The following is a 12429-nucleotide window of genomic DNA, read 5'->3' as shown; positions in this document are numbered from 1 at the left end:
ACGGATGTGGCAAGTTGTCACGGCGATTTTTATGCATAAATCGCAGGCAATAAAAAACGCCCAGCTCCGTGAGGAGGCTGGGCGTTTTTGTGGAACGTAAAGCGAATTAACGCTTCGAGTACTGCGGACGCTTACGCGCTTTACGCAGACCGACTTTCTTACGTTCAACTTCACGGGCATCGCGAGTCACGAAGCCAGCTTTGCGCAGAGCGCCACGCAGGGTTTCGTCGTACTGCATCAGAGCGCGAGTGATACCGTGGCGGATTGCGCCAGCTTGACCACTTACACCGCCACCGATAACGGTGACGTAGATGTCGAACTTTTCAACGGTCTCGGTCAGTTCCAGCGGCTGACGAACTACCATGCGGGCAGTTTCGCGGCCGAAGAAGTTGTCCAGGGAGCGGTTGTTGATCGAGATGTTACCAGTACCCGGACGCAGGAAAACGCGAGCGGTTGCGGTTTTGCGACGGCCAGTGCCGTAATTTTGAGTCGCCGACATAATGAACTATTCCGTTAAAACTTCAGTTCTTGGGGCTGCTGAGCAGCATGAGGGTGTACAGCGCCCGCATAGACTTTCAGCTTGCGAAACATATCGCGACCCAGTGGGCCCTTAGGCAGCATGCCTTTGACCGCGATTTCGATCGGGGCTTCAGGCTTCTTGGCAATCAGGCCTTCGAAGTTGGAAGACTTGATACCGCCTGGGAAACCGGAGTGACGGTAGTACATTTTGTCGCTTGCTTTGTTGCCGGTTACACGAACCTGCTCAGCGTTGATGATGACAATGTAGTCACCGGTATCAACGTGAGGGGTGTACTCAGGCTTGTGCTTGCCACGCAGACGGCTGGCGACTTCAGTGGCCAGACGACCCAGGGTCTGACCAGCGGCGTCGACGACAAACCAGTCGCGCTGAACTGTTTCCGGTTTTGCAGTAAAAGTTGTCATTCTTTAATAGCCTCAGGGGCCGCCCTGTAAATTAGACGGCGGATCTTACTGAATAGTGCGTACTTTGACAAGTCAAAGGCAGCCGGATACAGACGCTATCGGGGGCTCGGGTCGGCGCGTCCGTTCAACGGCAAGATTCTTCGGCAGGCGGCGCATCACTTCCACTGCAGAAAGAGGTGGGCAATTATGCAGATTGCGAAAAAAAATTCAACCTGCTTTTATGATTGTTTTCCCTGAAGGAGTACCCGATGGATTATCGACAGCTGGGCCGTACGGATCTGAACGTGAGCGCGATAGCCTTGGGCACCATGACCTGGGGCGAGCAGAACAGCGAGGCAGAGGCCTTCGCGCAGATCGAGCGGGCCAAGGGTGCGGGGATCAACTTCCTCGACACGGCCGAAATGTACCCGGTGCCGCCCAAGGCCGACACCTATGCCACCACCGAGCGCTACATCGGCAATTACTTCAAAAGCCGTGGCGACCGTGCCGACTGGATCCTGGCCAGCAAGATCGCCGGCCCCGGCAACACCATCGACTACATCCGCGATGGCCACCTGCGCCACAACCGCAAGCACATCGTCGACGCCCTGGATGCCAGCCTCAAACGTCTGCAGACCGACTGGATCGACCTCTACCAACTGCACTGGCCGGAACGCAGCACCAACTTCTTCGGCCAACTGAGCTACAAGCACAAGGACGAAGACGACCTCACCCCGCTGGAAGAAACCCTCGAAGCGCTGGACGAACAAGTGAAGGCCGGCAAGATCCGCCACATCGGCCTGTCCAACGAAACGCCGTGGGGCACCATGAAATTCCTGGCCCTGGCTGAAACCCGTGGCTGGACCCGCGCGGTGTCGATCCAGAACCCCTACAACCTGCTCAACCGCAGCTTTGAAGTGGGCCTGGCGGAAGTCGCGATCCGTGAACAGTGCGGTTTGCTGGCGTATTCGCCACTGGCGTTCGGCATGCTCAGCGGCAAGTATGAAAACGGTGCGCGTCCGGCCAAGGCACGGCTGACCGAATACAGCCGCTTCAGCCGTTACTTCAACCCGCAGTCGGAAGCGGCATGCAGCCGTTATGTGGCGTTGGCACGGGAGCACGGCCTGGACCCGGCGCAGATGGCATTGGCGTTTGTGACGCAGCAGCCGTTTGTGACCAGCAATATCATTGGTGCGACGTCGCTGGAGCAACTGGATAGCAACATTGCCAGTGCCGAGCTGAAATTGTCGAAAGAGGTGCTGGACGGGATTGAGGCGATTCAAAAGGATCATCCGAACCCAGCGCCTTGATTGATCTTCAAGCCGCTTTCGCGGGCTAGCCCGCTCCCACGGTTGACCGAGTTCCAGCATGAGAATGCGGTCAACTGTGGGAGCGGGCTTGCTCGCGAAAGCGGCCATCAGCAGCACCGCAGATTACAGCGCCCTAGCAATAATTTCCTTCATGATCTCGTTGGTCCCCGCATAAATGCGCTGCACCCGTGCATCCGCCCACGCCCGTGCAATCGGGTATTCCCACATAAAGCCGTAGCCGCCGTGCAACTGCACGCACTCATCGAGCACCTTGCATTGCAGGTCCGTGGCCCAGTACTTGGCCATCGCCGCCGTGGGCACATCCAGCTTGCCTTCCAGATGCAGCGCCATGCATTTGTCGACGAATACGCGGCCGATCTGAATCTCGGTGGCCATCTCCGCCAGCTTGAACCGGGTGTTTTGGAAGTCCGCGATCGCCTTGCCGAACGCCTTGCGCTCGCGGGTGTAGGTCAGGGTCCACTCCAGCGCCGCCTCGGCTGACGACAAGGCACCAATCGCAACCGTCAGCCGCTCCTGCGGCAACTCCTGCATCAGGTAAGCGAAGCCCATGCCCGCCTGGCCCAGCAGGTTTTCCTTGGGCACCCGCACATCCTGGAAGAACAGCTCCGAGGTGTCTTGGGCCTTCATGCCCACCTTTTCCAAGCGCTTGCCCTTGTCGAAGCCCGGCGTGTCGGCCTCCACGAGGAACAGGCTGGTGCCTTTGGCGCCCGCCTTGGGATCGGTCTTGGCCACCACGATCACCAGCTCGGCCAGATAGCCGTTCGTGATGAAGGTTTTGGAGCCATTGATCACGTAGTCATCGCCGTCCAGCACTGCCGTGGTTTTCACCCCTTGCAGGTCGGAACCAGCGCCCGGCTCGGTCATGGCAATGGCCGTGACCATTTCACCGGAGATCAGCTTGGGCAGGTATTTGTGTTTCAACGCCTCACTGCCGTAATGCAGGATATATGGCGCAACAATATCCGAATGCAGGGAAAAACCGATGCCGGTCAGCCCCAGCCGGCTGATCTCCTCGATCACCACCGCGCTGTACAAAAAGTCCGCGCCCAGCCCGCCATATTCTTCTGGCAGGTGGGAACACAGCATCCCCGCCTCCCCCGCCTTGCTCCATAAGCTGCGGTCGATGTAGCCCTGTTTCTCCCACTGCCCATGGAACGGCGCGGCGTCTTTTTCGAGGAAGGTGCGCACGCTCTCGCGGAAGAGTTCGTGTTCCGGACTGAACAAGGTTCTGGGAATCATGGGTCACCTGCGTGGATTGTCGGACAAGGACGAGCCCACAGAGACTATGCCCCGAAGGCAGCACGGGACACTGGACACATGCGACAAAAAATAAGACGATCCAGCCGTCTGGTGACCACTTTCCCCTATAAGAATAAATGAAATTATGTCTAACCAAATCTCCACGCCGTTGCGGCGCGTCAGCATTTTGGCCATTGATCGGGTATTCGCTTCAACCCTCATGCAAGCCAAGGATTTCTTCCACCTCGCCAGCCTGCGTTACGGCAAGCAACAAGGATTGGGCCTGACTCCCGCGTTCGAATCGCGCCTGGTCAGCCCCGACGGGCAATCGGTACGCAGCTTCAGTGATGTAATCATGCCGGTGGACGGCGGCCTGGAAGACGCCGACATCATCGTGCTACCGGCCTTCTGGGATGACTTCGACGCCTTGTGCACTCGCTACCCACAAGTGCTGCCTTGGTTGCGTGAGCAACACGCACGCGGCGCCGTATTGTGCGGCGAAGCCACCGGGGTGTTCTGGCTGGCCGAAGCCGGCCTGCTCGACGGCAAGGAAGCGACCACCTACTGGCGCTTCTTCAACGCCTTCAGCGAACGCTTCCCCAAGGTCCAACTCAACCAGGACAAGCACCTCACCGACGCCGACAACCTGTATTGCGCCGGCGGCACCACCTCGGCGTGCGACCTCTATATCTACCTGATCGAACGTTTCTGCGGCGCCAACATCGCCCAGGCCGTGGCCCGCGATATCCTCTATGAAGTGCAGCGCAGCTATTCACCGGGACGCATCGGGTTTGGCGGGCAGAAGCTGCACCAGGATGTGATCATCCTGCAGATCCAGCACTGGCTCGAAGAACACTTCGCCGACAAATTCCGCTTCGAAGACGTGGCCCGGGAACACGGCATGAGCATCCGCAACTTCATGCGCCGCTTCCAGACCGCTACCGGTGACAAGCCGCTACATTACCTGCAACGGCTGCGCATCGAGACGGCAAAGGGCCTGCTCTCGGGCAGCCGCAAGAGCATCAAGACCATCAGTTATGAGGTGGGTTACGACGATGCGAGTTTCTTTGCGCGGCTGTTCCGGCAGCACACGGAGTTGTCACCGAACCAGTATCGCCAGCAGTTTCAGCAGGCCGCATAGATAAGGTTGAACGCGGTAAAAAATGTGGGAGCGGGCTTGCTCGCTCCCACATTTGATCTACATCGTTCTTACGGCTTGTGCCCACGCGACAGGAATTCGTGGGACTGCATTTCCAGCAACCGGCTCAAGGTGCGCTGGAACTCGAAGTTCAGGCGCCCGCCGGTGTACAGGTCCTTCAACTCGACTTCCGCCGAGATGATCAGCTTCACGTTACGGTCGTAGAACTCGTCGACCATGTTGATGAAGCGGCGCGCGATGTCGTCGGTGGTGACGCTCATCTGCTCCACACCGCTCAAGATCACCGCGTGAAAGATCTTGCCCAGCTCGATGTAGTCGTTCTGGCTACGCGGGCCGTCGCACAGTTGGCGGAATTCGAACCAGGCCACGTCATCGCAAGTACGCAACGCGATGATTTCGCGATTCTCGATCATCAGCTTGTCGTTTTCCACCGCCTGGGTACATTCCGGCGTGAGGGCGCGGAAGCTCTTTTTCAGGCTTTCGTGGGCCGCTTCGTTCAGCGGGAAGTGGAACAGCTCCGCTTGCTCCAGATGGCGCAGGCGGTAGTCGACGCCACTGTCGACGTTGACGATTTCGGTGTTCTGCTTGATCAGCGCGATGGCCGGCAGGAAGCGCGCGCGTTGCAGGCCGTCCTTGTACAAGCCGTCGGGCACGATGTTCGAGGTGGCGACCAGGGTCACGCCGTTCTTGAACAGCTCTTCCATCAGGGTGCCGAGGATCATGGCGTCGGTGATGTCGGAGACGAAGAATTCATCGAAGCAGATCACCCGCGCCTCTTCGGAGAAACGCTTGGCGATGATGGTCAGCGGGTTTTTCTCGCCCGGCAGGGTCTTCATCTCTTCGTGCACGCGCTTCATGAAGCGGTGAAAGTGCGTCCGCACCTTTTCCTTGAACGGCAGCGCTTCGAAGAAGGTGTCGACCAAATAAGTTTTGCCGCGCCCTACACCGCCCCAGAAGTACAGGCCTTTGACCGGGGTGTGGTCTTTCTTGCCAAACAGCTTGCTGAACATCCCTGGCTTGCTTTGCGAGGCCGCGAGCAGGTCGTCGTACAGGCGCTGCAAATGACGCACCGCATTTTCCTGGGCCGCGTCATGGAAGAATTCAGGGCGTTTCAGATCAGCTTGATATCGTTCTAGGGGCGTCATAATTTCGTTAGCAAGGCAACAAAAACGGGCCGTCACTGTAACGACGGCCCCGGATAATGGCAATCAACCCTTGGTCGGGTTAATCCTCGAGGGGGGTCAACGCAACGCGCAAGGCTTCGATGGCCGCGTCGCGGGAAGCGGCGTCAACGAACTCGGCGCTGTCGGCTACCACGGCACCGTCCAGCCAAACGCTGAAGCCCAAGGCTTCGGTGCGTACGTCCAGGGCGTCGCCGTTTTGCAGTTGCTTGGTTACCGCACCCGCCGCCTTGCCGTCGGCAAAATTGCGCGACAACAACAGTTGCTCACCATCGGCCGCCAGCAGGCGGAAGCGGAAGCTGCCGTCGTCCTCGCGGAAGCTCACGAAGCGCGCGGCTTTTGCGGCTTTCTTCTTGGTCGCGACTGGCGCTGCGGCTTGATTGACGAACGAACGCAGGCCCACCGCCTCACGCAGTTCAGCCAGGAACGGCGCGGCCACCGCACGCGCTTTCTTGGCGCCGATCAGCAGCAGGTCTTCCATGTCCGATGGGCGCGACATCAGTTGATGGTAACGCTCGCGGGCCTCGCCCAATTGGCCATCCAGCAGTTGGAACAGACGGTTTTTCGCCTCGCCCCAGCCCAGCCCTTGCAGCAGCTCGGCGCGGAACTCTTCTTCCTGGGCCTTGCTGGCAAACGCCTGGTACAGGGTGAACAGGTGTGAATTGTCCGGGTCCTTGGCTTCGCCCGGCGCGCGGGAGTCGGTGACGATGCGCGAAATCGCGTCCTTCATGTCCTTGGCGCTGGTGAACAACGGGATGGTGTTGTCGTAGCTTTTCGACATCTTGCGGCCATCCAGGCCCGGCAAGGTAGCGACGCTTTCTTCGATCAACGCCTCGGGCATGGTGAAGAATTCTTTACCGTTGCCGAACAGGTGGTTGAAGCGTTGGCCGATGTCGCGGGCCATTTCCACGTGCTGGATCTGGTCGCGACCGACCGGCACCTTGTGTGCGTTGAACATCAGGATGTCCGCCGCCATCAGCACCGGGTAGCTGTACAGGCCCATGCTGATGCCCGCATCCGGGTCTTCGCCGGCTTCCACGTTCTTGTCCACCGAGGCCTTGTACGCATGGGCGCGGTTGAGCAGGCCCTTGGCGGCAACGCAGGTGAGCAGCCAGGTCAGCTCGGGGATTTCCGGGATGTCGGACTGGCGGTAGAAGGTCACCCGGTTCACATCCAGGCCACCGGCCAGCCAGGTCGCGGCGATTTCCATGCGCGAGCGCTGGATGCGCTGCGGGTCATCGCACTTGATCAGGGCGTGGTAGTCGGCCAGGAAATAGAAGGAGTCGGCATTGGCGTCCTGGCTGGCGAGGATCGCCGGGCGGATCGCACCGGCGTAGTTGCCCAGGTGCGGCGTGCCGGTGGTGGTGATGCCGGTGAGGATACGGGTACGAGTCGTCATGGGTAATCGCTTATCAGACTGCTATCAATTCGAAAGTCGCGGCAGCACCAGATCCTTCAGATCGGTGAGCTTGCCGTGAAAAAAGTGTCCGCATTCTGCCACTTTCAGCAGCTCATGGGGGCGTTTCAGGGCTGCAGACCAGTCGTAGACGGTCTGTGGGTCGACCACTTCGTCGGTTTCCGGTTGGATCAGGGTCAGTGGGCAACCCAGTGGCAGCGCATCGGTATCGCGCAGACGCATCACCGCTGCGGCAACCATGAACAAATGTGACAATTTTTCACCCTTGGCTTCCAAGCGACCGCCGAGACTGGCAGCGACGTAACCACCGAAGGAAAAGCCGAGCAAGGTGATCGGCAAGTCCGGGTGTTTTTCCCGCAGCCAGGTGGCGGCCGCTTCGGCGTCATCCACTTCACCGGTGCTCATGTCGTGGGTGCCGGCACTCGCGCCAACACCACGGTAATTGAAACGCAAGGTAATCAAACCGGCATCGCGGGCGGTGCGTTGCAGGGTCGATACCACTTTATTGAGCATGGTCCCACCCTGCACCGGGTTCGGGTGGCAGATCAGCGCCAGGCCACGTGGCTCGGGGTGATCCAGGTACAGGGCTTCCAGTTGGCCTACCGGGCCATCGATCAAAACGGGGGTTTCACGCATGAGCAAGGAATGAACTCCGTGACCTCACAAAGGGTCGACTCGTCTAGCTAAAAGTCTGTGCTTGGCATCATTGCGAGCTTAATCGCGGTATACAGCGCAGGTTTGAGCCGTTAACGTAAAGCAAAGCCGTTTATAGAGGAAGGACTCGTGGAACACTCGCTCTTAGTTTGGTTGTTGCCGACTCTTGCCCTGGTTGCCGGTGTCGCCATTGGTTTCCTGGTTGCTCGCTTGCTGCCGAATGCCGCGCCTAACCGCACGCAGCGTCAGTTGGACGACATTCAGGAACGTTTTGACAGTTATCAGAACGAGGTTGTTACCCACTTCAACAGCACCGCGACCCTGGTCAAGAAGCTCACCCAGAGCTACCAGGAAGTACAGGATCACCTCGCCGATGGCGCCAACCGCCTGGCCCTCGACGACATCACCCGCCAGCGCCTGCTGGCCGCGTTGCATTCCGATGCACCGCAAACCCCACGGGAACGCCTGACCCCACCCCGGGAAAACCAGGAGCCACCACGGGACTACGCGCCAAAGACGCCGAACGCCCCCGGCATGCTGGATGAGCATTACGGTTTGAAGAAGTAACTCACTCTTCAAACACTAAAAAGCCCGGCTGATCGATGATCAGCCGGGCTTTTTGTTGGGTCACGATCCCTCATACACCGCAGCCGGCTCCTACAGGGACCGCGTCAGGCCAGCGGCTGTTCTTGCAACATCCCACCCTCGATCCGCACATGCCGCCCATGGAAGCGCTTGAGGCTGCTGCGATGGCCGACGCTGACGATGCTCAGCCCCGGCAACTGATCGATCAGCGCCTGATACAGCGTCGCTTCATCCTCTTCATCCATGGCCGACGTGGCTTCGTCCATGTACAGCCATTGCGGCGCGAACAGCAACGCGCGGGCAAAGGCCAGGCGTTGCTGTTCGCCCGGCGAGAGCATGCGTTGCCAGTGATTGGCCTCCTCCAGCCGGCCCACCAGATGCGGCAGGCGGCAGGTTTCCAGGACCTGTGCATAACGTTCGGCCGGGTAAACGCTGTCGGCCTGTGGATAACTCAATACCGCCTTTAGCGTGCCAATCGGCAGGTAAGGTTTTTGCGGCAGGAACAGATAACGTTCGGCCGGCAGGCGGATATTGCCGTGGCCGTTGGGCCACAGGTTGCCCATGGCGCGTAGCAAGGTCGACTTACCACTGCCGGAACGCCCACTGAGCATCAGACGCTCGCCTTCCGCCACCGTCAGGTCGGCGCCTTGCAACAAATGCCGACCGTCCGCCAGGTCCAGGCTCAGGTCCTTGACCTGCAAATCGTCGCCCTGATGCTGCAAACCAATGCCCATGGTGCGGCTTTCGTTGTCCTGCATAGCCTGGCCGAAACTCAGCAGACGATCACACGTAGCGCGCCAACTGGCCAACAGCGTATAGGCGTCGACAAACCAGCTCAGGCTGCCCTGCACACTGCCAAACGCCTGGGCCACCTGCATGAGCACGCCCAATTCGATCTTGCCGGAAAAGTAACGTGGCGCCGCGACCACAAAGGGAAAGATGATCGCAATCTGGGAGTAACCGCTAGTAAAAAAATTCAGGCGCTTCTTGAGCTGCATGATGTTCCAGAAGTTGCTCCACACCCGTCCGAACCGTGCGCTCAATTGCTGATGTTCGTTGGGCTCGCCATTGAACAGCGCGATGCTTTCCGCATTCTCCCGCACACGCACCAGGCTGAAACGCAAGTCAGCCTCAAAGCGTTGTTGGCGATTGCTCAAGCCGATCAGTTTTCGACCGATCAAGTGGGTCAACCAACTGCCAATCACCGCGTAGATCAGCGCCGCCCAGAACATGTAGCCGGGAATGGTAATGCCCCAGATTTCGATGCTGCCAGACACGCCCCACAGGATCACCGAGAACGACACCAGGCTCACCAGGTTGGCGATAAAGCCCAAGCCCAACGTGAGGGTGCTGCTGGTAAAGGCATTGAGGTCTTCGGAGATACGCTGGTCGGGGTTGTCGGTGTAACCACCGTATTCCAGGTGGTAGTAATTCTTGTGGCCCAGCCACTGGGCGAAATAGGTTTCCGTCAGCCAGCGGCGCCAGCGGATGGTGAGCATCTGTTGCAGGTAGGAGGTGAACACGCCGGTCACGATCGACACCACCGCAATCACGCTGAAGTACATCAGCAGATGGGTAAAGGCGTCGTAGTCTTTGTTTTCCAGCGCGTTGTAGAAATCACGGTTCCAGCTGTTGAACCACACCGACACGGCGACACTGAACAGCGACAACCCCAGCACTACCAACAGCAGCAGCCAGGCCTTAGCCTTTTCTTCGCTGCGCCAGTAAGGCGTGATCAACCCCCACACCCGCCGTAAAAATTGCCCACGCACCGCGTCGTTGACCGCGGAATACTCAGCGTTCTGATTCATCGTTCAGGCTCTGTAAGAAAATGTGACAGGCGTTCGAACCGATCATAGTTGATCGGTTCGAGGCTCCGTGCGGCCTGAAGCAGATTGTTCAGCTGTTGTTCAGATCAGCCTCAGCGGCGTACCGGGCGCTTCTGCAACTTGCGCTGCAAGGTACGGCGGTGCATGCCCAGGGCGCGGGCAGTGGCGGAGATGTTGCCTTCGTGCTCAGTCAGCACGCGCTGGATGTGTTCCCACTGCAGTCGGTCCACCGACATTGGGTTTTCCGGCACCAGGGTGTCCAGGTCGGCGTGCTCGGAGAGCAAGGCGGCCAGTACGTCATCGGCATCCGCCGGCTTACACAGGTAGTTACAGGCGCCGCGCTTGATCGCCTCGACGGCGGTGGCGATGCTGGAGTAACCGGTGAGGATCACCACGCGCATTTCCGGGTCGAGTTCCAGCAGCTTGGGCAGCAGCACCAGGCCGGAGTCGCCGTCCATCTTCAGGTCGAGCGCGGCGTAGTCCGGCAGGTCGGCCTGGGCGATGGTCAGGCCTTCCTCGGCCGACCCTGCGGTGCTGACGCGGAAACCGCGACGGCTCATGGCGCGCGCCATCACGCGGGTAAAGGTGGCGTCGTCATCTACCAGCAACAGGTGCGGCAGTTCTTCGCCTTCGACTTGGATCTCGTCACTCATCGATATCTCCTCGTGCGACACGGGGCAGGCGCAGCTCGGTGAGCGTGCCACCTTCCTCATGACTATAGAGCTTCACTGAGCCGCCCGCGCGGGTCACGCTGGCCTTGCTCAAAAACAGGCCGAGGCCGAAGCCTTTGCCTTTGGTGGTAAAGAAGGGTTTGCCGATCTGCTCGGCAATGGCCAACGGTACGCCCGCGCCGTGGTCTCGAATACTGATGGTCACGTCTTCGGCGTCCCAATCCAACTGTACGCCCAGGCCTTCAGGGCAGGCGTCGGCGGCGTTGTTCAGCAGGTTGAGCAGGGCTTGGGTCAGGTCCGGTGGCGGCGCCATGCGCGGCACGCTGCCCTGGCCCAGCAGGTGGAAGCGGTAGCTGGCTTCGGGGCGCATCAGGTGCCAGCGGTTCAGGGCTTCGTCGAGCCACTGGGTCACGTCCTGCATTTCCACCGCCAGGCGGCGATTGGCTTCGGCGGCGCGCACCAGTTGCTGCAAGGTCTGCTTGCACTGCTTGACCTGTTCACGCAGCACACCGAGGTCTTCTTGCAGCGCCGGGTCGTGGTGGTCCTGGGTCATTTCGTTGAGCAGCACGCTCATGGTGGCCAAGGGTGTGCCCAACTCATGGGCGGCGCCGGCGGCTTGGGTGGCGACGGCCAACAGTTGCTGGTCGCGCAGGCCTTCTTCACGGCGAATGGCGCGCAGTTCTTCCTGGCGGCGCAGTTCTTCGGCCATGCGGGCGGCGAAGAAGGTGATTACCGCAGCGGACAGCGCAAAACTCAGCCACATCCCGTAGATCTGCAGGTTTTCCCGAGCGATCGGGAAGGTTTGCAGCGGGTAGAACCGCGCCAGCAGCAGGGTGTAGAGGGTCAAGGCGATACCCGACAGCACCACCGAGTAGCGCCACGGCAAGGTCACGGCAGCGATGGTCAGTGGCACCAGGTAATACGAAACAAACGGATTGGTAGAACCACCGGAGAAATACAGCAACACACTATGGATAAACAGGTCGCAGGCCAATTGCAGGGCGTATTCCAGCTCGGTGACTGGCCAGGTGGTACGCAATCGGATCGCGGTAAACACACAAAGCACGGTGGAGAAACCGAGGGTCACGCCCAGTTGCAGCCACGGCAGCGGCAGCAGGTCGAACCAATAGGCGAGCCCGACGGAGCCAGCCTGTGCGGCCAGGACCAGGGTACGGATGAACGTCAGGCGCCAGAGGTTCTGGCGAGTGGCGGAAGTCAGTTTTACGGCGGCGAGCATGTGCTCTCCCGGTGAGCGCTGCAGGCGGATCGGCAGGAGTATAAACGAAGCAGGCCGGCTGGCACGGCGTGTGTGGCTCTTTGCCGCAGGCCGGACCAACGACCGTTCGTCGGCCTCATCACAACTTGTAGCTAATGTGTAAACCCGAAGAACCCGATGCCACCGTCTACAGTCATACCCAACACGACTATCTCAAGGAGCTTCC

The 12429-nt window shown here is 59.7% G+C and carries 12 protein-coding genes; 3 read left to right on the top strand and 9 right to left on the bottom strand.

All coding sequences use genetic code 11. From position 1 onward, the window contains the following. Positions 1–106 precede the first annotated feature (106 nt). Both rpsI and rplM read right to left on the bottom strand, forming a co-directional pair. Positions 107–499: a 30S ribosomal protein S9 gene (gene rpsI, locus ACP7C6_RS22880; protein ID WP_002555064.1), complete on the bottom strand. Its 393-nt coding sequence runs from the start codon at positions 497–499 to the stop codon at positions 107–109. A 14-nt stretch (positions 500–513) separates the two neighbouring features. Then, entirely contained in the window at positions 514–942 is a 429-nt protein-coding gene (gene rplM / locus ACP7C6_RS22875; RefSeq protein ID WP_003188508.1) for a 50S ribosomal protein L13, read from the bottom strand. Between the two features lie 248 nt (positions 943–1190). Here rplM and ACP7C6_RS22870 point away from each other — a divergent pair, with 248 nt between their 5' ends. Next, positions 1191–2231: an NADP(H)-dependent aldo-keto reductase gene (locus ACP7C6_RS22870; protein WP_305383537.1), complete on the top strand. Its 1041-nt coding sequence runs from the start codon at positions 1191–1193 to the stop codon at positions 2229–2231. Positions 2232–2354: 123 nt separating this feature from the next. Here the strand turns inward: ACP7C6_RS22870 and ACP7C6_RS22865 are convergent, their stop codons facing one another. Continuing rightward, positions 2355–3491: an acyl-CoA dehydrogenase family protein gene (locus ACP7C6_RS22865; protein WP_068932276.1), complete on the bottom strand. Its 1137-nt coding sequence runs from the start codon at positions 3489–3491 to the stop codon at positions 2355–2357. A 220-nt stretch (positions 3492–3711) separates the two neighbouring features. Between ACP7C6_RS22865 and ACP7C6_RS22860 the strand changes: the two genes are divergently transcribed. Then, positions 3712–4632, top strand: coding sequence for a GlxA family transcriptional regulator (locus ACP7C6_RS22860; RefSeq protein ID WP_174890977.1), 921 nt, complete (start codon positions 3712–3714; stop codon positions 4630–4632). A gap of 68 nt (positions 4633–4700) precedes the next feature. Here ACP7C6_RS22860 and zapE read toward each other — a convergent pair whose 3' ends face one another. The 3 genes from zapE to ACP7C6_RS22845 form a co-directional block, all read right to left on the bottom strand. Continuing rightward, positions 4701–5795, bottom strand: coding sequence for a cell division protein ZapE (zapE, locus tag ACP7C6_RS22855; protein ID WP_016976236.1), 1095 nt, complete (start codon positions 5793–5795; stop codon positions 4701–4703). A gap of 79 nt (positions 5796–5874) precedes the next feature. Then, the gene (locus tag ACP7C6_RS22850) at positions 5875–7230 is read right to left on the bottom strand and encodes a tryptophan--tRNA ligase (protein WP_028618832.1); all 1356 of its coding nucleotides are present in this window, start codon (positions 7228–7230) and stop codon (positions 5875–5877) included. A gap of 24 nt (positions 7231–7254) precedes the next feature. Further along, on the bottom strand, positions 7255–7884 hold the full coding sequence (locus ACP7C6_RS22845; protein WP_122554843.1) for an alpha/beta hydrolase: 630 nt from the start codon (positions 7882–7884) through the stop codon (positions 7255–7257). Between the two features lie 147 nt (positions 7885–8031). Here ACP7C6_RS22845 and ACP7C6_RS22840 point away from each other — a divergent pair, with 147 nt between their 5' ends. Further along, positions 8032–8469 (top strand): YhcB family protein, encoded by a 438-nt coding sequence (locus ACP7C6_RS22840; RefSeq protein ID WP_003171734.1) that lies wholly within the window; start codon positions 8032–8034, stop codon positions 8467–8469. 104 nt (positions 8470–8573) lie between these two features. On the opposite strand, the gene ACP7C6_RS22835 is transcribed toward ACP7C6_RS22840, so the two are convergent. The 3 genes from ACP7C6_RS22835 to ACP7C6_RS22825 all read right to left on the bottom strand — a co-directional run bounded on the left by ACP7C6_RS22835 (position 8574) and on the right by ACP7C6_RS22825 (position 12224). Then, positions 8574–10298, bottom strand: coding sequence for an ABC transporter ATP-binding protein/permease (locus ACP7C6_RS22835; RefSeq protein WP_028618830.1), 1725 nt, complete (start codon positions 10296–10298; stop codon positions 8574–8576). A 110-nt stretch (positions 10299–10408) separates the two neighbouring features. Continuing rightward, on the bottom strand, positions 10409–10969 hold the full coding sequence (locus ACP7C6_RS22830) for a response regulator transcription factor (protein ID WP_003171731.1): 561 nt from the start codon (positions 10967–10969) through the stop codon (positions 10409–10411). Then, entirely contained in the window at positions 10962–12224 is a 1263-nt protein-coding gene (locus ACP7C6_RS22825) for an ATP-binding protein (RefSeq protein ID WP_016976240.1), read from the bottom strand. The genes ACP7C6_RS22830 and ACP7C6_RS22825 overlap by 8 nt, the downstream gene beginning before the upstream one ends. Between the last annotated feature and the right edge of the window lie 205 nt (positions 12225–12429).

Origin of the sequence: Pseudomonas sp. TWR1-1-4, from assembly GCF_049897165.1 — a bacterium.
Lineage (GTDB): Bacteria > Pseudomonadota > Gammaproteobacteria > Pseudomonadales > Pseudomonadaceae > Aquipseudomonas > Aquipseudomonas canadensis.
Note: the sequence above shows the minus strand (reverse complement) of the source record. Positions and strands in the feature narration are given on the sequence as shown.

Excerpts from the sequence above, each read along its gene's own strand:
- rpsI (WP_002555064.1), bottom strand. The coding sequence starts at position 499 with ATGTCGGCGACTCAAAATTACGGCACTGGCCGTCGCAAAACCGCAACC.
- rplM (WP_003188508.1), bottom strand. The coding sequence starts at position 942 with ATGACAACTTTTACTGCAAAACCGGAAACAGTTCAGCGCGACTGGTTT.
- ACP7C6_RS22870 (WP_305383537.1), top strand. The coding sequence starts at position 1,191 with ATGGATTATCGACAGCTGGGCCGTACGGATCTGAACGTGAGCGCGATA.
- ACP7C6_RS22865 (WP_068932276.1), bottom strand. The coding sequence starts at position 3,491 with ATGATTCCCAGAACCTTGTTCAGTCCGGAACACGAACTCTTCCGCGAG.
- ACP7C6_RS22860 (WP_174890977.1), top strand. The coding sequence starts at position 3,712 with ATGCAAGCCAAGGATTTCTTCCACCTCGCCAGCCTGCGTTACGGCAAG.
- zapE (WP_016976236.1), bottom strand. The coding sequence starts at position 5,795 with ATGACGCCCCTAGAACGATATCAAGCTGATCTGAAACGCCCTGAATTC.
- ACP7C6_RS22850 (WP_028618832.1), bottom strand. The coding sequence starts at position 7,230 with ATGACGACTCGTACCCGTATCCTCACCGGCATCACCACCACCGGCACG.
- ACP7C6_RS22845 (WP_122554843.1), bottom strand. The coding sequence starts at position 7,884 with ATGCGTGAAACCCCCGTTTTGATCGATGGCCCGGTAGGCCAACTGGAA.
- ACP7C6_RS22835 (WP_028618830.1), bottom strand. The coding sequence starts at position 10,298 with ATGAATCAGAACGCTGAGTATTCCGCGGTCAACGACGCGGTGCGTGGG.
- ACP7C6_RS22830 (WP_003171731.1), bottom strand. The coding sequence starts at position 10,969 with ATGAGTGACGAGATCCAAGTCGAAGGCGAAGAACTGCCGCACCTGTTG.
- ACP7C6_RS22825 (WP_016976240.1), bottom strand. The coding sequence starts at position 12,224 with ATGCTCGCCGCCGTAAAACTGACTTCCGCCACTCGCCAGAACCTCTGG.